The following is a 19,562-nucleotide window of genomic DNA, read 5'->3' on the forward strand; positions in this document are numbered from 1 at the left end:
TCTCACGCCGGATGCCGATTCTCACCGGCCGCACGGGTGCAGGGTCAGTCGGTGACCAGGCCGTCGACCTGCGTGCCGTACTCGTCGAGCCAGGCGGTGATCGCCTCGGCTTCCTTGCCTTCGCCGTACTCGTTCACGACCATGTCCTCGAGCGACGCGTACTGCTCGTCGTCGAGCTTGATCTTGCCGATCAGCTCGGCCACCTCGGGATGCTCGTCCGCGAAGCCGGCAACGGAAAGGAAGTGCAGCGCCTCCGCGTCGCCCATCGCGCCGCGCGGGTCCTCGAGGTCCTTGAGGCCGTACTGCTCGTTGGCCCAGAACGGACGCCACGAGGTCACGACGATGTCGCGCTCGGCGGCGATCGCGGTGTCGAGCTCGGTCAGCATCGCCGCGGTCGACGAGGTCACGAGCTCGTACGTGCCGTCGAGACCGTATTCGGGGAGCATCGACTCCTGCGTCTGCTTCGTCAGCCCCGCTCCCGGCTCGATGCCGTAGATCTGACCGCCGAAGCGGTCGGCGTTGGCGGCGAGGTCTTCGATCGAGGTGATGTCGACGTACTCGGGCACGGCGATCGTGAGCTTGGCGTTGTCGTAGTACGCGCCGAGGTCGTCGATCTGGTCGCCGTAGCGCTCCATGTACGAGGCGTGGGTGAGCTCGGGCCAGGCCGACGGGTAGATGTCGACGTCGCCCTGCGCGAGACCGGCGTAGAGCGGGCCCGCCTCGGTGAGCTCCTGCATCTCGACGGTGTACCCGAGCTTCTCGAGCTGGTTCTCGAGCAGGTACGCCGTGCTCAGGCCGTCGGTCCACGAGGGGAGGTAGCCGAGCGTGATGGTGCCCTTGCTGTCGCCGCTGTCCCCGGAGCCGCCTTCGGCCTGGTTACCGCTCGCGCAGCCGGTGAGGGCGAGGGATGCCGCGGCGCCGAGCGCCATGATCCCCATGAGGTTCCGCGTGTTCATCGTGTGCCTTCCGTATGTATTCGTTCGTTCCGTATGGGTGGGTGCAGGGAGGAGACGTTCGGATGCCGCGCTCAGGCGGCCGGGGTGAGCTCGCGCTTCTCGGCGGCGGTCGTGGCGGCCGCCGCGGTGCGACGACGGCCGATCGCGCCGAGGAGCGACCCTCGCTGGCCCTTCATGTCGCCGAGGGCCGAGGTCAGACGGTCGAGGTAGATCGCGAGGATGACGACACTCAAGCCCGCTTCCACCCCCGTGCCGATGTTGACCGTCGACATCGCCTGGACGATCTCCTTGCCGAGACCCGGAGCACCGGCGATACCGGCGATGACGGCCATCGAGAGCGCGAGCATGATGACCTGGTTGACCCCGGTCATGATCGTCGGCATAGCGAGCGGCAGCTGCACGCCCCGCAGGATCTGCCCCGGCGTCGCGCCGAAGGCATGACCGGCCTCGACGGTCTCGGAATCGACGCCGCGGATGCCGAGCTCGGTGAGGCGCACGCCCGGGGGCAGCGCGAAGATGACGGTGGCGACGAGGCCCGGCACGAAGCCGATGCTGAAGAACACGATCGCCGGGATCAGGTAGACGAAGCCGGGCATCGCCTGCATCAGGTCGAGCACGGGCTTGATGACCGCGCTGAACCGGTCGCTGCGCGCGGCGAGGATGCCGAGCGGCACGGCGATCACGACCGCGATGATCGTCGCGATGAGCACGAGCGCGAGCGTCTGCATGGCCGTCACCCACTGCCCGACGCCGAGGATGATCGCGAACGAGATGGCGGTTCCGACGGCGAACTTCCACGAGCGCAGGAACCAGCCGAGCAGGGCCGCCACGACGATGACGACGACGATCGGAGCGCTCAACAGCAGGTCGGCGAGCGAGCCGACGAGCCAGCCGACGGCCGCCGAGACGGCACCGAGCAGCCAGGAGAGGTTGTCGCGGATCGCGTCGACGGCGACCTCGGCCCACTGGCCGAGCGGGATGCGGAAACCGTCCATCAGCGCACCTCCTCGTTCTGGGCGGCGGCGCGGTCGACGGCGGTCGCCTCCGCGAGAACCTCGTCGATCGCGGCCTGCGGCATGGGCTGGAGGGGGATCGTGATCTCCTCCGTCGCGCCGGGGCCGGGGCCGAGGGCCGCAAGAAGGGTGATGCGGGGGATGACGCCGACGAGGCGCCCCTCCGCGTCGGTGACGGCCAACGGCAGCGGCGACTCGACCGAGGGGACGAAGAGGTTCATGAGCACCTCGTCCTTGCTGACGGCCTGCGGCGCGGGCTTGATGACCGACGACAGCGCCGACTCGCCGCGGCGCACGAGCTTGACGGCGTCGCGGTCGGTCACGACCCCGAGCAGCTTGCGGTCGCGACCCACCACGTAGGCGGCCGACATGAAGGCATCCCGCATCTGCTTGAGGGCGACGCGGGGTCCGGCCGACTCGGCGACGACCGGACGCGGACGCTCCATGACGTTCGCGGCCGTGAGCACGCGGGCGCGGTCGACGTCCTGCACGAACTGCTCGACGTAGTCGTTCGCGGGGTCGGTGAGGATGTCTTCGGGCGTGCCGATCTGCACGATCCGGCCGTCGCGCATGACGGCGATGCGGTCGCCGAGGAACATCGCCTCGTTGAGGTCGTGCGTGATGAAGATGATCGTCTTCTGCAGCTTCTGCTGCAGCTCGAGCAGCTGTTCCTGCATCTCGCGGCGGATGAGCGGGTCGAGCGCGCTGAACGCCTCGTCCATCAGCAGGATGTCGCTGTCGGCGGCGAGCGCACGCGCGATGCCCACGCGCTGCTGCATCCCGCCCGACAGCGCCGAGGGGAGCTTGTCGCCCCAGCCCTCGAGACCGACGAGCGAGAGGATCTCCTCGGCCTTCGCGAGGCGCTCGGTCTTATCGACGCCACGCAACTCCAGCGGGTAGGCGACGTTCGCGGCGACCGTGCGGTGGGGCAGCAGGGCGAAGTGCTGGAAGACCATCGCGATGCGTTCGCGGCGGATGCTGCGCAGACGCGCGGGCGCGACGTCGGTGATCGAGTCGCCCTTCACCGTGATGGTGCCGGCGGTGGCGTCGTGCAGCCCGTTCAGCATGCGGATGAGCGTGGACTTGCCCGATCCCGACAGGCCCATGATGACGAAGATCTCGCCGGGCTGAACGGCGAACGACGCGTCGATGACGGCGGCGGTTCCGGCGTCGGCGATCTCATCGCGCTGGGCGCCGGCCCGCAGTCTCTCGACGACACCCTTCGGGTTGCGGCCGAACACCTTGTACAGATTCTTGGCTTCCAGGGCGGGGGAAGCGGTATCCCCCACAGAAGACGGACTGGTCACAGGTCACCTCGGCAGCCGGTGCAGGGCTGCATCGGTCACGCCCGGGTGGCGACCTCCCGGCGCACGTCTCGCGACCGCGCCTCGGCACGCGGATGTCGGATCCACGTGCACGGGCCGCCGACCATACGCTCGCCGGTCTGGCACCCCCGAGGATTGCCACCAGCGACCGCGGACTGGTCGGGTAGTGGCCCGCAACGGGCCTCATCCAACGTTTCACGTCTCACGGAAGGTCGCAAATCGAGGGAGGATTTGCCCTTCGACCGGCCATTCCGGTATCGCGCGCGCGTCGGCTCGGTCGATCCCGGGCCGGCTGCCCTCGTGCCGGAGCGTCAGTCCGCGACATCCTCCGCGGCGATGCGGTGGTGGCGGATGACCTCGGCCACGACGAAGCCGAACCACTTCTGAGCGAACTCGGGATCGAGGTCCGCCTCTTCGGCGAGTCGGCGCAGCCGCGCGATCTGACGCTCTTCGCGACCCGGGTCGGACGCGGGCATGCCGTGGGTCGCCTTGAGCTCGCCGACCTGCTTCGTGCAACGGAATCGCTCGGCCAGCATGAAGACGAGCGCGGCGTCGATGTTGTCGATGCTCGCCCGCAGGCGGTGGAGTTCGGTCGTGGCGTCGGTCATGGTGGCTCCTCCCCTCCGCCGACCCTATCTGCTCGGCCCACGACCTGCGTTCCGCGTTCGGGCCGTGCAGGCCGGCACCTAGAGTGTGACCATGACCAAGCCCCGCTCGAGCAGCCCCGCGACCGCGGCGCCGGCAGCCGCGGCGGCGGCTCCGACGCGCGACCAACCGGTGTGGGGAGCGCTCGCGCGCCCCTTCGCCGCCGGCTTCTTCCTCACCGCCGGCGCTCTGACCGCCATCGTGCTCGGCCTGGCGATCTCGAGCCTCTCCACCGTGCTCATCTACGTCGCCATCGCCCTGTTCGTGGCGCTCGCGCTCGACCCGATCGTCCGCTTCCTCGTGCGACGCGGCATCCGTCGGGCCTGGGGCATCCTCATCACCTTCGGCGCGCTGGCGCTCATCATCACCGGCATGCTCTGGATCGTGCTGCCGCCGGTCGTGCGTCAGGTCGAAGAGTTCGTGGGCGACGTCCCCGGCATCGTCAACAGCCTGCTCCACAGCGACGCCGTGGTCTGGCTCGAGGAATCGTTCGGCGACAGCCTGAGCGATGTCCTCGACGAGGTGCAGAGCTTCGTCACGAACCCCGCCAACATCGCCGCGATCGGTGGCGGCCTGCTGCAGGTGGGCGTCAACGTCGTGTCGGCCATCTCGGGTTCGATCATCGTGCTCGTGCTGAGCCTGTACTTCCTGGCATCCCTCCCGCGCATGAAGAACGCGCTCGTGCGCCTGTCACCCGCCCGCTCTCGGGCCACGGTCGCCGACATGACCCGGCAGATCACGGAGTCGGTCGGCGGCTACCTCTCGGGCATGGTCGTGCTCGCGCTCATGAACGCCGTCTTCGCGTTCATCCTCCTGACGATCCTCGGTGTGCCGTTCGCGGCGCTGCTCGCCGTCCTCGCCTTCGCGATCACCCTCATCCCGCTCGTCGGAACGGTGATCTTCTGGGTGGGCGCCTCGGTCATCACGCTACTGACGAACCCGACTGCCCCCGTTCAGGCAATCATCTTCGCTGCCGCCTACCTCGTGTACATGCAGGTCGAGGCATACCTGCTGACACCCCGCGTGATGAACCGAACCGTGTCGGTGCCGGGATCGCTCGTCGTCATCGGCGCGCTCGTCGGCGGTACGCTGCTGGGCCTGCTCGGGGCGCTCGTCGCGATCCCCGTCACGGCGTCGATCCTGTTGATCGTCAACCAGGTGATCATCCCGCGCCAGGACGCGAAGAAGCTGCCGCACTGACTCCCGCGATGGCGGTGGCCGCTCAGACGACGGGCAGCAGGCAGGTGGGGCTGGGCGCGCCGACACGGTGCCGCACCCGCCCGGGAACGCCGGTACGCGGATCGCGGGTCATCGCGACGACGTCGTTCGATCGCTGCCCCGCCACGAGCAGGGTGTCGCGGACGACGACGTGGTGGCGCGGCCACGCCACGCCGGCGTCGACGAGGGCGAGCTGCTCGAGCCGGTCGCCCGCACCGCGGACCCGGAGCACCCCGAGAGTGTCGCTGCCGCGGACGCCGGCGTAGACGGACTCGCCGTCCGGCGTCATCGCGATCTCGGCGGCCGTGTCGTCGTCGAGGGTTCCGACGAGGCCGGTCGCCGACAGCATCCGCCACGTGCCCTCACGGTCGGCGCCGAGCACGAACACCTCGCGCGAGAGCTCGGTGAGCACGTAGAGGTGACCGCTCGGATGCCAGAGCGTATGCCGCGGGCCGCTGCCCAGGGGCAGTGCGACCTGCTGCACGAGCCGGAGCCCGCGCGGGGTGTCACGCCAGAACCGCACGAGGTCGAGACCCATGTCGGTCGTGGCGATCAAGCCGCCGGGGAGATACCGCGCCTGGTGCGAGCGCGACGGCCGCACCCCGTCGGCATCCTGATCCGCGTCGGAATGCCGCGGCGTCGGCTCTTCGGAGCCCGGCACGAGGTGGGCGTACTCGGGACCTGCGGCCTCGCGGAGCGCGCGGGCCGCAGCGGCGAGGTCGATGTCGCCCGCCGCGGGCTCGAGCGGAGCATCGGGCCCGTAGGGATCGACGGCAGCGGGCGCGATGGCCGGAGCCGACGGGATGCCGGCGGCGTCGAGCGTCATGCGCACGATGCGGCCGTCGCTCCAGCAGCTGGCGACGAGCGACCCGCCGTCGGGGGCGACGGCGACGTGGCACACCGACTCGCCGGCAGCGACCGCTCGCCCGAGCGGTGTCCAGGCATCGTGTCCGGTCCGTCGGTAGGCCTGCACGTCGCCGCGGAACTCGAGGGCCGCGTAGACGACATCGAGCGTCGGATGCCGCGCCACCCACGACGGCGATGACGCGGCGACCACGTCGGGGCGCAACGCGAGCTGGCCGCCGGCGGTGGAGCCGTCGGGGTCGCCGGCGTGCAGCAGACCGATGCCGGCCGCCTCGCCGCCCATGTCGGCGGTGTAGCCGCCGAGCAGCAGCCGCACGTCAGTCGACGAGGTCGTGCCGGACGATGACCGCGTCGCGGGCGGGGCCCACGCCGATCACCGAGATGCGCGTGCCGCTCATCTTCTCCAGCGCCAGCACGTACTCCTGCGCCTCGACCGGGAGGTCGTCGAAGGTGCGCGCGGTCGAGATGTCCTGCTTCCAGCCGGGGAAGTACTCCAGCACCGGCTGGGCGTGGTGGAAGTCCGACTGGTTCACGGGCACCTCGTCGAACCGCTCGCCGTCGACGTCGTACGCGACGCACACGGGGATGCGGTCGAGGCCGGTGAGGATGTCGAGCTTGGTGAGCACCAGGTCGGTGATGCCGTTGATACGGGTGGCGTAGCGCGTGATGGGCGCGTCGTACCAGCCGACGCGTCGCGGGCGGCCGGTCGTCGTGCCGAACTCGAACCCGCGCGAGCGGAGGAAGTCGCCGTTCTCGTCGAACAGCTCGGTCGGGAACGGGCCCGAGCCGACGCGCGTCGTGTAGGCCTTGACGATGCCGACGATGCGGTCGAGGCGGTTGGGTCCGACGCCCGATCCCGTGGCGGCGCCGCCGGCTGTCGCCGACGACGAGGTGACGAAGGGGTACGTGCCGTGGTCGACGTCGAGCATCGTGGCCTGGCCGCCTTCGAAGACGACGACATCGCCGGCATCCAGCGCCTGGCTCAGCAGCAGGCCCGTGTCGGAGACCATGGGACGCAGGCGGTCGGCGTACGAGAGCAGATCGTCGACGATCTCGTCGGCGGTGATCGCGCGCCGGTTGAAGACCTTCACGAGCAGGTGGTTCTTCTGGTCGAGGGCACCCTCGACCTTCTGGCGCAGGATGTTCTCGTCGAAGATGTCCTGCACGCGGATGCCGACGCGGTTGATCTTGTCGGCGTAGGCAGGTCCGATGCCGCGGCCGGTCGTGCCGATCTGGCGCTTGCCGAGGAAGCGCTCGGTGACCTTGTCGAGCGTGCGGTGGTACTGCGTGATGAGGTGCGCGTTGGCGCTGACCTTGAGGCGCGAGATGTCGAGCCCGCGCGCCGACAGCGCCTCCAGCTCGGCGAAGAGCACCTCGAGGTCGACGACCACGCCGTTGCCGATGACGGCGTTGACGCCCGGCGAGAGGATGCCGCTGGGCAGCAGGTGCAGGGCGTACTTCTCGTCACCGATGACGACGGTGTGCCCGGCGTTGTTGCCGCCGTTGAACTTCACGACCCAGTCGGTGCGGTCGCCCAACAGGTCGGTGGCCTTGCCCTTGCCCTCGTCGCCCCACTGGACGCCGACGATGACGATTCCCGGCATGCGGATCTCCCTTTCTGTCGAGGAGGGATTGCACCCCATCCTATCGACACGGCCCCGGCATCCGCCGAGCGGGCGGGCCGCAGTGCTGTGCCGTCGAGAAGCGCCGGGGGCAAGCCCCTTTCACGGACCGATGCACGACAGCCAGAGTGGGCATACACGTCAGACGCCTACGGAGGAGGGTCTCATGCATCACCGGCTCGCCGCAGCGCTCGGCGCGGTACTGCTGCTGTTGTCATCGTCGCTGGCTCTGTCGGGGTGCGGACTCACCATTCCGACCGACCCGTCCGGCACGCTCGCCGCCGTCGAGGGCGGCACGCTCCGCGCGGGGATCTCGCCGAACGGCGACTGGGCCGACGTCAGCGGCGACGAGCCGCAGGGCACGGAACCCGACGCGATCCGCGCGTTCGCGGACTCGCTCGACGCCGACGTCGAGTGGACCGTCGGATCGGAGGAGGCGCTGGTGCGCGAGCTGGAGAACGGCGGGCTCGACCTGATCGCGGGTGGGCTGACGGACCAGACCCCGTGGACCGACAAGGCGGGGGTGACGCGGCCGTACGCGGAAGTGACCGCGAAGGACGGCAGCACGCTCAAGGTCGTCATGCTCGTACCGCTCGGCGAGAACGCCTTCTTGTCGCGTCTCGAGACCTTCCTCTCCGAGCGGTCGAAGGCGGGTGCGCTGTGACCGGGTCGGGGGTGCGGTTCGGGCAGACGGAGCTGCCGGAGCGTCAGGTCGAGGTGCTGCGGCGGGCCGTGCGACTCGAGTGGGTCACGATCGGGTTCCTGGCCGTGACGGTCACCCTCGTCTTCCTCGTCCTCGGCAATTCGCAGGCGATGAAGGCCGCCTGGATCGAAGACCTGCTGTCGTTCATCCCGCCGCTCGCCTTCCTCATCGCGATCCGCGTCAACCGGCGACGTCCGACTCTGCAGCATCCGTACGGCTACCACCGTTCGGTCGGGGTCGGGCACCTCGTCGCCGCTGTCGCCCTGTCGACGATGGGCACCTACCTGATCGTCGAGTCGGGCATCGGGCTGCTGAGCGGCGAGCACCCGACGATCGGAACGGTCGAGCTGTTCGGCGCATCGATCTGGCTCGGATGGCTCATGATCGGGGTCATGGCGCTGACGGCCGTGCCGCCGGTGCTGCTCGGGCACGCGAAGATCAAGCTGGCCCGCGAGCTGCACGACAAGGTGCTCTACGCCGACGCCGACATGAACAAGGCCGATTGGATGACGGCGGTCGGGTCGATCGTCGGCGTCACGGGCATCGGGCTCGGCCTGTGGTGGCTCGACTCCGCGGCGGCGCTCTTCATCGCGTCGGGCATCCTCCGCGACGGGCTGAAGAATCTGCGGGCCGCGATCATCGACCTCATGGATGCCCGGGCCACGACCTTCGACGACGCCGAACCGCATCCGCTCGCCGGACGGATCGACGCCTATCTCGTCGGCCTGCCCTGGGTCGCTGCCGTCGGCAGCCGGGTCCGCGACGAGGGGCACGTGTTCCACGTCGAGTCGTTCATCGTGCCGCGCGACGGCCGGATGCCGACCCTCGACGAGCTGGAGGCGGCGCGCGAGGGCTGCGTCGAGCTCGACTGGAAGGTGCAGGACATCGTGCTCGTCCCGGTTCGCGAGCTGCCGATCGTCGTGCCCGTCGCGGAGTCGCCGGGGTAGGGACGAGCAGGACGCGTGGAACTGTGTCGGCGTGTGAACCGGCCGCGCCGCCAGCCGGGATGCATCTGATTAGCGTGATGGTGTGACCGGTCGACTGCGCAAGCTGGGGTTCCTCCACATCGTCCCGTTCCGGCGGGACGATCCGGCGACCGGACTCGAGGAGGCGTTGCAGCTCTTCTCATACGGCGAGGAGCTCGGTCTCGACGGCGGCTGGATCCGGACGAGGCACTTGCAGTACGGCGTGCCGTCTTCGGCGGTGTTCCTCGCGGCGGCGGCACAGCGCACGACGCGCATCGATCTGGGCGTCGCGGTGATCCCGACGGTCTACGAGTCGCCGCTGCGGCTGGCCGAGGACCTCGCGACGGCCGACCTGCTCTCGGGTGGGCGCCTGCAGCCCGGTCTCAGCGTCGGGGCGCCCCGGCTTCCCGAGGAGGTCGCCGAGCGGGTCCTCGGCGACCGCTGGCGCGACGACGACGTCAGCTACGGCCGCATCGAACGGATCCTCGGGTTCATCCGCGGCGATGCCGTCGATCGGGAGCGCGAGATCGGGCTCGGCGGGGTCACCGAGCTCTCCTCCGATCGCGTCGAACCGCACAGCCCCGGACTCGCCGCGCGCCTCTGGTATGGCGGCGGGTCGCTGCGGTCGGCCGAGTGGGCCGGGCGAGCAGGACTGAACCTGCTCGTCAGCAACATCTCGACGGCGGAGGACTCCGAGGTCTTCTCCGAGGTGCAGCGGCAGCAGATCGATCTCTTCCGCTCGAGGCATCCCCTCGGCGACGCCGCGACGGTGGGCAAGGGTCACGTCATCCTGCCGACTGACAACGCGACCCCCGAGCAGCGCGAGCGCTTCGCCGCCTACGTCGAGACGCGCACGCCCCGGACCCTCGCGCCGCAGGGCCCCGGCCGCACCCTCATCGCCCGCGATGTGATCGGCTCCACGGCCGAGATCGTCGACACGATCGCCGGCGACGCGGCGTTCACGGCGGTCGACGAGCTTCTTCTCGAATTGCCGTTCTCGTTCAGCGCCGAGGACCAGCGTCACATCGTGCGCGAGCTCGCGACGAGCATCGGCCCCGCGCTCGGCTGGACCGCGAAGTCCTGACCATTCGAGGTTCACTCGATGAGTTCGCCGACATGACCATCCGCGTGAGGCGCGACTACGTCGGACGCGCCGCGGTGGCGGCATCCGCGATGTTCCTGCCCGGGATCGGCAGCGTCGTCGTCCTCCTGATCATGGGAACCGCCTACCCCGACGAGGCGCAGGCGGCGATCGGCCTGGGCGGCTCGACGGCGGCGATCGTCACCGTCGTGGCCTCCGGTTTCGTCGTCACCACGATCCGCGCGTTCGCTTCGGCGCGAGGGCGGGTCGGTGAGGGCACGGGCGGGATGCAGCGAGCGCTGCAGGCGGAACTGACCGCGGCGATCGGCGCAGCCGCGCTCCTCCTGCTCGCCTCGGTGGCGATCGTCGCGATGAGTCCGGCCATCTCCCGTTCCGACGCGGGCGCGTTCTTCGCCGTCTACTGGATCGCCTCGATACCCGCCACCGTCCTCACCCCGATCGGATTCGTCTTCAACGGGGCGTTCCAGGCGATGCAGCGCGACGGCACGAATCTGGTCACCGCGGTCACGGGCACCGTGGTAAAAGCTGCGGTCGCGGCGGCCGTCGTGGTCCTCGGCGTCGCGCCGGTTCCCGCGGTCGCGGCTGTCGGCGCCGTCACGTCCGTCGCGTCGATCCTGGGGACGGTGTACCGCGGGTCTCAACTGGTCCGCGCCGACATGATGTCGTGGCGGATGCTCGCCGCGGGCGGACGCGCGGCTTGTGCGCATCCCGTGGCAGTCGTCCGCTCGCTCGGCGAGCGCGCGGCAGCGTCGATCGACGGTCTGGTGTTCATGGTCACGTTCACGGCGGCCGTCGCCACGGCGACCGCGCACTCTCCCGCGGACGGCGCGGCCATGGCGCTCTCGGTGGCCGTGATGAGGTCGGTCATCGTGCCCCTGAAGCAGTTCGGCGTCGTCGGCGCACGGTTCGTCATCGCCGAGCGCGGCCGCGCCGACGCGATGCGGTTGTCGACGGTCCAGGCGAACTGCTTCATCCTGCTCGCCGCGGCGGCTCTCGTGCTCGTGCTCTCGCGGCTGGCGCTCCCGGTCTTCGGCAACCTCGGTTGGGTGGTCGCCGCGATGATGGCCGCGCAGCTGCTCATCGAGCCGTGGGCCGGCGTCGTCTACGCCTACCGGAAGGTCGCGGTCTCGACCTCGGTCGGGCTCCCCGCGCTCTTCATCGCCTACGGCGCCGTCGCCGGTCCGGGACTCGCGTTCCTGGCGGCGACGCACGCGTCGTCTGCCGAAGGCGATCTGGGGCGTTCTGCTGGTGAGCCGGGTCCTCTTCGCGGTACTGCAGGCTCTCCCCGAGCCGAGCCGACGCGCAGGCGCGGACCTCTCGACGCGCGATGCCCTCTCGCGGATCCGGCCGGCGACGACCAGACTGGCGTGGCGGCGACATCCCCGCGGGCGGGACGGCACATGAGACCTCTCCGGTACTCGATCAACGTGACCCTCGACGGCTGCTGCCACCATGAGGCGGGGCTGCCGCCGGATGAGGAGTCGATGGACTTCTGGACGGCGCAGATGGCCGGCGTCGACGCGCTGCTGCTGGGCCGCGTGACGTACGAGATGATGGAGGCCGCCTGGCGACGACCTCCGGAGGGCGAGTGGCCGGCGTGGATGGACGACGCGGACGTCCGTTTCGCAGAGGCCATCGACAGCGCCCGGAAGTACGTCGTGTCGTCGACCCTGCGGCATCCCGACTGGAACGCCGAACCGATCTCGGGCAACCTGGAGGCGACGGTTCGAGCGCTGAAGGCCGAGCCGGGCGCCGGGCTGTGGGTCGGTGGCGTGACGCTGCCTACTGCGCTGGCGGAACTCGGCCTGATCGACGAGTACGAGTTCCTCGTGCATCCTGTCGTCGCCGGCCGCGGTCCGACGCTGCTCGCGGGAGTGCGGCGGCAGCTCGATCTCGAAGCGGTGCACCGGACGGAGTTCCGATCCGGCGCCGTGGCGACGCGATACCGGCCCCGCAGCCGGTGACCTGAACACGCGACGCGAACTCCTGTTACGACAGGTGTCGCCGGATGACGTGCGGCCTTGGCGCCACGGCGGGCGAGGTCGACAGTGGGCACATGTCACACCGCATCCACCTCGCCGTCGCCCTCGAGCGCGCCGGCTGGCACCCCGCGGCCTGGCGGGCGTCCGGCCTGTCGCCGCACGCATTCACGAACCCGCGTCACTGGTCCGATCAGGTGCGCGTCCTCGATCGGGCGGGCGTGACGTTCGCGACGATCGAGGATGCCCTGGCCCTCGCCGATCGTTTCGAGGATGCCGGCGCCCCGAACCCAGACCGACTGCACGGGCGTCTCGACGCGGTGCTGCTGGCGTCAGCTCTCGCGCCGCTCACGCACCGGATCGGTCTGATCCCGACCGTCACGACGACCCACACCGAGCCGTTCCACGTCGCGACCGGCATCCAGACCCTCGACGTCGCCAGCCGCGGTCGCGCGGGCGTGCGCCTGGTCGTCGGCGGGTCGGCCGCGGAGCGTGCGAACTTCGGACGGCGCGACGAGATCGACCTCGAGACCGGGTTCCGCGAGGCGGGCGACGTCGCCGACGTCCTCGGCCGCCTGTGGGATTCGTGGCAGGACGACGCGATCATCCGGGATGCCGCGAGCGGCCGCTTCGTCGACGCCGACCGGATCCACAACATCGACTTCACCGGCGAATTCTTCTCGATCACCGGCGCCTCGATCGTGCCCCGCTCACCGCAGGGCCGCGCGATCATCGCCGTGCTGGCGCACCAGACCGTGCCGTTCCGCCTCGCCGCCGAGCACGCCGACGTCGTGTTCGTCACGCCTCAGGATGCGGCCGCAGCGACCGGAATCCTCGCGGAACTCGACGGGGCAGCCGCCGAGCTGCGGCGCTCGAGCGAAGGGCTGCGGGTGTTCGCCGACGTCGTCGTGCTCATCGAGGAGACGCCCGCGAAAGCGCGCGACGCGCTCGCGCGGCTCGACGAGCTCGCGGAGTCGGAGTTCCGCTCCGATGCCCCGCTCGTGGCGGGGACGCTCACCGAGGTGGCCGAGCACCTTCGCGCTCTGGCCGAGACCGGTGTCGACGGGGTGCGACTGCGGCCCGCCCGCCAACCGGATGACGTCGCGGCCATCGCCGAGCGGCTGGCCCCGTTGCTGCGCGCGACACGCGTGCTGCGCGAAGACGACGCCGCCACCCTGCGCGGCCGGCTGGGACTCAGCCGCCCCGACAGCCGGTACGCCCGCCGGTACACCGACACATCGCAGAGCTCCACCCCGGCACGAGAGAAGGTCGCCCCGTGAGCCGTTCGCCCCGCCAGATCCACCTGGCCGCCCACTTCCCCGGCGTCAACAGCACGACGGTCTGGACCGATCCCACGTCGGGCAGCCAGATCGACTTCGCCGCTTTCGAGTACTTCGCCCGCACCGCCGAGCGCGGATTCTTCGACTACGTGTTCCTCGCCGAAGGTCTGCGGCTGCGAGAGCACAAGGGTCGCGTACACGAGCTCGACGTGCTGGGTCGCCCGAACACCCTCGCGATCCTGGCTGCGCTGAGCGCGGTGACCGATCACGTCGGTCTCGTCGGGACGCTCAGCACGACGTTCAACGAGCCCTACGAGCTCGCCCGCCAGCTCGCGACCCTCGACCACCTCTCCGGCGGCCGCGCGGGATGGAACGCCGTGACGAGTTCGGATGCCTTCCACGGCGCGAACTTCCGCCGCGGCGGGTTCCTGGCCCACGCCGACCGGTACGAGCGAGCGAAGGAGTTCGTCGCGCTGTCGAAGAAGCTGTGGGACTCGTGGGATGAGAGCGAGACGCTGCCGCGCGGCATCCGTCACACCGGTCCGCAGTTCGACGTCGACGCACTGTTCGATGTGCCGAGGTCGCCGCAGGGCCGCCCCGTCATCGTGCAGGCCGGCGATTCCGCCGACGGACGCGACTTCGGTGCCGAGCACGCCGAGGTGATCTTCTCGCTGCACCAGGACTTCGACGCCGCCCGCGTGTTCTACGACGACGTCAAGGGGCGGCTCGCGGCGTGGGGACGCGACGAGGACTCGCTGAAGATCCTGCCGGCCGCGACGTTCGTCATCGGCGACACGGATGCCGAGGCGCGCGAGCGTTCCCGTGAGATCGCACTTCAGCAGGTGCGCCCCGAGCAGGCGCTGACCTACCTCGAGCAGGTGTGGGGGCGCGACCTCAGCGCCTACGACCCCGACGGGCCGCTGCCCGACGTCGAACCCGACACCGGCTCGGAGACCGCGCGCGGCTGGGCGAACCGGCACCGCGCGGTGCAGGCGCGTATCGCTTCGCTCCGCGAGCTGTCGCAGGCCGAGGGCCTGAGCGTGCGGGAGCTCGTCATCCGGCTGACCGCCAAGCACACCTTCGTCGGCACGCCCGAGGACATCGCTGCCGAGATCGACCGCTACGTGCAGGAGCGGGCGACCGACGGCTTCACGGTCGTGGGACACCTCACCCCTCACGGCCTCGACGAGTTCGCGACCCGCGTCGTGCCGCTGCTGCAGGAGCGCGGGTCGTACCGCGACTCGTACGACGAGGGAGCGACGCTGCGCGACCTGCTCGGACTGCCGGCGGTGGTCCCCACCTCCGTACCGGCGTGAGCGTCCACCGGCTCGTCTTCGTCGGCGCCGGCCCGCGTGCGGTCATGCTCCTCGAGCGGATCGTCGCGCGGTTCGGCGAGGCGGCGGGATCGGCGGATGCGCGCGAGGTGGGTGCCCCGCGTCTGCATGTCGAGCTGATCGACCCGCACCCGCCCGGCGCCGGCCGCATCTGGCGGCGAGCGCAGTCGCCGCTGCTGAAGCTCAACTCGATGGCGCGCGACGTGACCGTCTTCACCGACGACAGCTGCACGATCGAGGGACCGATACGTCCGGGGCCCTCGCTCATCGAATGGGCCGAGATGTGGCGCAGCGGCGAGCTCGCCGCGGGCGGCCGGAGCATCGAGATCGACGACGAGGTGGCCGCGGCGGAGGCGCGCGGACTGCGCGGCGACAGCTTTCCGACCCGCCGCCTGCACAGCTACTACCTCGAGTGGTTCTACCGCCGCACGGTCGCCGAGGCCCCGTCGGGCGTCACCGTCCGGTGGCGTCCGGACACGGTGACGCGGGTGAGCGAGGCGAACCGCGTGACGCTTGCGAGCGGGGTCGAGCTCGAGGCCGATGCGGTCGTCTACGCCCTCGGGCACAACGGACGTGAGCCGGATGCCGCCACGGCGGCGCTGATCGCCGCCGCTCGGCGCGAACGGCTTCAGTACGTGCCGCCGGCCTTCACCGCCGACGCCGACCTCACGCAGCTCGGCGCGGGCGACGACGTGATCGTGCGCGGGATGGGCCTCGCGGCCGTCGATCTCGTCGTGCTCCTCACGCAGGGACGCGGCGGCCGGTTCGTCGAGCTCGGCGATCGGCTGAGGTACATCCCCTCGGGCCGTGAACCACGACTGCACCTCGGGTCGCGGCGCGGCGTGCCCTATCGCTCGAAGGTGTCGTCGACGCTCCGGGGAGAGGCGCCCGAGCGCGAGGTGCTGACGCCGTCGGCGATCGCCGCCCTGCTCGACCGTCCGGGTTCCATCGACTTCGAGGCGGACGTGTGGCCGCTCATCGCCGGAGAGCTGTTGCACGGCCACTACCGCGAACTCGTCACGGGACACCCCGACCGGGTGCACGGCGACTGGCCGACGTTCCGCGCGCTGCTGCAGTCGCACGCCTGGGACGACCCGGCCCTGCTCGACGCGATCGCCGCGGTGGTCCCCGACCCGCTCGACCGGTTCGACGTCGCATCGCTCGACCGACCGTTCGCCGGCGCGACCTTCGCCGATCGCGACGACGCGCACCGTCGCGTGCGAGAGCACATCGTGACCGACCTACACCTGCGCACCACCCCGGAGCGCAGTGCCGCGCAGGGCGTCTTCCTGGCCGCGCTGCTGTCGTTCCTCGCCCTCGCCGAGATCCCGGCCGATCGGTGGAACGAGCGCTCGCGCACCGAATCGCTGCCGGTGCGATGGCACACCTTCTTCAGCTACGTCGCGAGCGGCCCGCCGGCGCACCGCCTCGAGGAGTTCCTCGCGCTCGCGGATGCCGGCATCCTCCGCTTCCTCGGGCCGGAGGTCGAGGTGCGCGTCGACCCTCAGCGCGGCTTCGTCGCGTCGAGCCCGCGCGTACCCGGCGAGACCGTCGCCCGGAGCCTTGTCGACGCCTGGCTGCCCGGGGCGGGGGCGGCGTCGAGCGACAACCCGGTGCTGCGCGAACTGGCACGACACCAGAGCTCGGACCTGCGGGTACTCACCGACGCCGACGGCCGCGTGCTGTCCGAGCACGGCGAGCCTGCGGCATCCGTGTTCGCGCTCGGCCCGTTCACCTCGCTCCCCGAGGGCGGCGCGTTCACCCGTCCGGGGTCGAATGCGCTGTCGCTGCGTCAGACCGACCGCACGGCCGGGGCGATCGTTGCGGCGCTGGCCCTCGAGTCCGTCGACGCCGCCGCCCTGGGTTGAGGATGACGCCGCGTGACGCAATGTGAACCGGAGCGTCGAGGTCTTCCGCTGTATGACGGGGCCGCGCGCCGGTCACGCCGGTTCTCGCGAGCCTGGGACGCATGCCTCTTCTCCGTATCCGTTCCCGCGTTCTCGCGAGCGTCGCCGCCGGCGGCGCGGCCCTCCTCCTCGCCTCGTGCAGCTCCACGACCGGCGGCTCGGCTCCGGCGCCGTCCGGCGAACCCGTCTCGGGCGGCACTCTCACCTTCGCGATCTCGGTCGACAGCCAGTGCATCGACCCGCAGCAGGTCGCCAACAACGACGCGATCGCGATCGCTCGCCAGACCGTCGCATCGCTCACGACGCAGGATGCCGAGACCGGTGAGATCCTCCCCTGGCTCGCCGAGGACTACGAGGTGAACGCCGACGCGACGAGCTTCACGTTCACCCTTCGCAACGGCGCGACCTACGCCGACGGCGCACCCATCGACGCCGCCTCGGTCAAGACGAACTTCGAGGCGATCCAGGCGCTCGGCGCGAAGGCCCCGCTCGGTTCGTCCTACCTCGCCGACCTCGCGAGCATCGACGTGGTCGACGACCGCACCGTGACGATCGCCTTCTCACGTCCGAGCGCGCAGTTCCTGCAGGCCACGTCGACGTTCAGCCTCGGCCTCCTCTCCCCGGCGACCGCAGCGGTGAGTCAGGCCGACCGCTGCCTCGGCGACTACGTCGGGTCGGGACCCTTCTCGGTCGAGAGCTACACGCCCAACCAGGGCGCGACCCTCGTGCGCCGCGAGGGCTACGACTGGGGGCCCGCGACCAACGAGCACTCCGGCGAGGCCTACCTCGACTCCATCGAGTTCGTCGTGGTGCCCGAGGCCGGCAACCGCACCGGAAGCCTGCAGTCGGGGCAGATCGACGCCACGACCGGCATCTCGGCGACCGACGCCGTGCTCTTCGAGACCGACGGGTTCTGGAGCGAGAACCGGGCGAACCCGGGCGTCGTCTACAACCTCTACGCCAACCAGTCGACACCCAAGCTCGCCGACCCCGACGTGCGCCTGGCGATTCAGAAGGCCATCGACCGCGAGGAGATCACGGCGACCCTGCTCGGACCCGACGACAAGCCGGCCGTCTCGCCGCTCGCCTCGTCGACGCCGTACTTCACCGACCTGAGCGACGTGCTCGAGTACGACCCGGATGCCGCAGGCGCACTGCTCGACGACGCCGGATGGACCCTCGGCGCCGACGGCATCCGTGAGAAGGACGGCGAGAAGCTCAGCTTCCTCGTCACGTACTGGCAGGCGCCCAAGGAGGTGCTCGAGCTCGTCCAGCAGCAGCTGCGCGAGGTCGGTGTCGACCTGCAGCTGAAGTTCGTCAGCTTCGCCGACTCGCAGGCGGCGTCCGCCGACGGCACCTACGACTTCGTCTACGGCAACCTCACGCGGTCCGACCCGGATGTGCTTCGCACGGTCTTCACGGCCGACAACCCGACCGGCAACACCCGGCGCACCACGCGCACCGCGGTCGACGACCTGCTCGACGAGCAGGCGGCGATCACGGATGCCGCTACGCGTCAGGGCGTCGTCGACGAGGCGGCGCGGGCGCTCGTCACCGAGGGCGTCACGATCCCGATCTACGAGCTCTCGACCACCATCACCGCCGCCTCGAAGGTGCAGGGGCTGACGTTCGAGGCGTCGAGCCGGCTCGACTTCTACGACGCCTGGATCGCCGAGTAGCCATGTGGCTGACATACATCGCACGCCGCGTCGGGCAGGGGCTGGTGGTGCTCTGGGCGGCCTACACGATCTCGTTCCTCGTCCTGTACCTGCTGCCCGGTGACGCCGCGGCGCTCTTCGCGGGCGGCGCCGACCAGGAGGCGGTCGACCCCGAGCTCGTGGCGCGGCTGCGCGCCGAGCTCGGGCTCGACCGGCCGCTGTGGGAGCAGTACCTCACGGCGCTCGGGCGGGCACTCGTCGGCGACTTCGGCACCTCGACCCAGACCGGCCGCGCGGCGACCGACCTGCTCGGCGAGGCGCTGCCTCCGACGCTCGCCTTGACGGGATTCGCGTTCGTCCTGTCGGTCGTCTTCGGCGTGGTCCTGGCACTGGCGGCCTCGCTCACGCGCACGCCGTGGCTGCGGAACCTGCTGTTCTCGCTCCCGCCGATCGGGGTCTCGGTTCCCGTCTTCTGGATCGGGCTGCTCCTGCTGCAGGCGTTCTCGTTCCAACTGCGACTGTTCCCGGCGATGCGCGACGACGGATTCGTCAGTCTCGTGCTGCCCGCCGTGACGATCGCGATCCCCTCGGGGGCTTTCATCGCACAGCTGCTCTCGCGCAGCCTGCGCTCGACCCTCGCTCAGCCCTACATCGAGGTCGTCCGCGCGAAGGGCGCGGGCGAAGCCCGGGTGCAGTTCGGACACGCGCTGCGCAACGCCGTCATCCCGACCCTCACGATGGGCGGCGTGCTCGTGGGCGGGCTGCTGTCGGGGGCCGTCGTGACCGAGACCGTCTTCTCGCGTCTCGGGATCGGCCGCCTGGTGGTCACCGCCGTGAACAACCGCGACGTGCCGGTCGTGCAGATCGTCGTCGTGTTCGCCGCCCTCGTCTTCGTCGTCGCGAACCTGCTCGTCGACCTCGTCTACCCGCTCATCGACCGCCGCATCACGCTTGCACGCACGGCGTTCGTCGCCGCCTGAGCCGGAGGAAC

The 19,562-nt window shown here is 70.6% G+C and carries 16 protein-coding genes; 10 read left to right on the forward strand and 6 right to left on the reverse strand.

Features of this window, described 5'->3' with window-relative positions; translation table 11 throughout:
- Positions 1–44: 44 nt before the first annotated feature.
- From ACPYN5_RS13125 to ACPYN5_RS13140, 4 genes are all read right to left on the reverse strand, one after another.
- On the reverse strand, positions 45–956 hold the full coding sequence (locus ACPYN5_RS13125) for a glycine betaine ABC transporter substrate-binding protein (RefSeq protein ID WP_424449428.1): 912 nt from the start codon (positions 954–956) through the stop codon (positions 45–47).
- 71 nt (positions 957–1,027) lie between these two features.
- Positions 1,028–1,951 (reverse strand): ABC transporter permease, encoded by a 924-nt coding sequence (locus ACPYN5_RS13130; RefSeq protein WP_424449429.1) that lies wholly within the window; start codon positions 1,949–1,951, stop codon positions 1,028–1,030.
- Positions 1,951–3,276 (reverse strand): quaternary amine ABC transporter ATP-binding protein, encoded by a 1,326-nt coding sequence (locus ACPYN5_RS13135; RefSeq protein WP_424449430.1) that lies wholly within the window; start codon positions 3,274–3,276, stop codon positions 1,951–1,953. Before ACPYN5_RS13135 ends, ACPYN5_RS13130 begins: the two co-directional genes overlap by 1 nt.
- Before the next feature lie 329 nt (positions 3,277–3,605).
- On the reverse strand, positions 3,606–3,902 hold the full coding sequence (locus ACPYN5_RS13140) for a chorismate mutase (RefSeq protein ID WP_424449431.1): 297 nt from the start codon (positions 3,900–3,902) through the stop codon (positions 3,606–3,608).
- A 91-nt stretch (positions 3,903–3,993) separates the two neighbouring features.
- Between ACPYN5_RS13140 and ACPYN5_RS13145 the strand changes: the two genes are divergently transcribed.
- Entirely contained in the window at positions 3,994–5,139 is a 1,146-nt protein-coding gene (locus tag ACPYN5_RS13145; protein WP_424449432.1) for an AI-2E family transporter, read from the forward strand.
- 22 nt (positions 5,140–5,161) lie between these two features.
- Here ACPYN5_RS13145 and ACPYN5_RS13150 read toward each other — a convergent pair whose 3' ends face one another.
- Together ACPYN5_RS13150 and ACPYN5_RS13155 are read right to left on the reverse strand one after the other, a co-directional pair.
- Complete coding sequence (locus ACPYN5_RS13150) at positions 5,162–6,337, reverse strand: lactonase family protein (RefSeq protein WP_424449433.1); 1,176 nt, start codon at positions 6,335–6,337, stop codon at positions 5,162–5,164.
- 1 nt (position 6,338) lies between these two features.
- Positions 6,339–7,625: an adenylosuccinate synthase gene (locus tag ACPYN5_RS13155; protein WP_424449434.1), complete on the reverse strand. Its 1,287-nt coding sequence runs from the start codon at positions 7,623–7,625 to the stop codon at positions 6,339–6,341.
- 184 nt (positions 7,626–7,809) lie between these two features.
- Here ACPYN5_RS13155 and ACPYN5_RS13160 point away from each other — a divergent pair, with 184 nt between their 5' ends.
- The 9 genes from ACPYN5_RS13160 (at position 7,810) to ACPYN5_RS13200 (ending at position 19,551) form a co-directional block, all read left to right on the forward strand.
- Complete coding sequence (locus tag ACPYN5_RS13160; RefSeq protein WP_424449435.1) at positions 7,810–8,307, forward strand: transporter substrate-binding domain-containing protein; 498 nt, start codon at positions 7,810–7,812, stop codon at positions 8,305–8,307.
- On the forward strand, positions 8,304–9,293 hold the full coding sequence (locus ACPYN5_RS13165) for a cation diffusion facilitator family transporter (RefSeq protein ID WP_424449436.1): 990 nt from the start codon (positions 8,304–8,306) through the stop codon (positions 9,291–9,293). The genes ACPYN5_RS13160 and ACPYN5_RS13165 overlap by 4 nt, the downstream gene beginning before the upstream one ends.
- Before the next feature lie 82 nt (positions 9,294–9,375).
- Positions 9,376–10,395, forward strand: a complete 1,020-nt coding sequence (locus ACPYN5_RS13170; RefSeq protein WP_424449437.1) for an LLM class flavin-dependent oxidoreductase — start codon at positions 9,376–9,378, stop codon at positions 10,393–10,395.
- Between the two features lie 1,418 nt (positions 10,396–11,813).
- Positions 11,814–12,377, forward strand: a complete 564-nt coding sequence (locus ACPYN5_RS13175) for a dihydrofolate reductase family protein (RefSeq protein ID WP_424449461.1) — start codon at positions 11,814–11,816, stop codon at positions 12,375–12,377.
- A 92-nt stretch (positions 12,378–12,469) separates the two neighbouring features.
- Positions 12,470–13,672: an LLM class flavin-dependent oxidoreductase gene (locus ACPYN5_RS13180; protein ID WP_424449438.1), complete on the forward strand. Its 1,203-nt coding sequence runs from the start codon at positions 12,470–12,472 to the stop codon at positions 13,670–13,672.
- Positions 13,669–14,988 carry an NtaA/DmoA family FMN-dependent monooxygenase gene (locus tag ACPYN5_RS13185; protein ID WP_424449439.1) on the forward strand — a complete coding sequence of 440 codons (1,320 nt, stop codon included), beginning with the start codon at positions 13,669–13,671 and terminating at the stop codon, positions 14,986–14,988. Before ACPYN5_RS13180 ends, ACPYN5_RS13185 begins: the two co-directional genes overlap by 4 nt.
- Positions 14,985–16,874: an FAD/NAD(P)-binding protein gene (locus tag ACPYN5_RS13190; RefSeq protein WP_424449440.1), complete on the forward strand. Its 1,890-nt coding sequence runs from the start codon at positions 14,985–14,987 to the stop codon at positions 16,872–16,874. The genes ACPYN5_RS13185 and ACPYN5_RS13190 overlap by 4 nt, the downstream gene beginning before the upstream one ends.
- 101 nt (positions 16,875–16,975) lie before the next feature.
- A complete protein-coding gene (locus tag ACPYN5_RS13195) occupies positions 16,976–18,592 on the forward strand; it encodes an ABC transporter substrate-binding protein (protein ID WP_424449441.1) in 1,617 nt (538 codons plus the stop codon).
- Positions 18,593–18,594: 2 nt separating this feature from the next.
- Positions 18,595–19,551 (forward strand): ABC transporter permease, encoded by a 957-nt coding sequence (locus ACPYN5_RS13200; protein WP_424449442.1) that lies wholly within the window; start codon positions 18,595–18,597, stop codon positions 19,549–19,551.
- Positions 19,552–19,562: the final 11 nt, after the last annotated feature.

Source organism: Microbacterium arborescens (genome assembly GCF_049707515.1).
Taxonomy (GTDB): domain Bacteria; phylum Actinomycetota; class Actinomycetes; order Actinomycetales; family Microbacteriaceae; genus Microbacterium; species Microbacterium arborescens_B.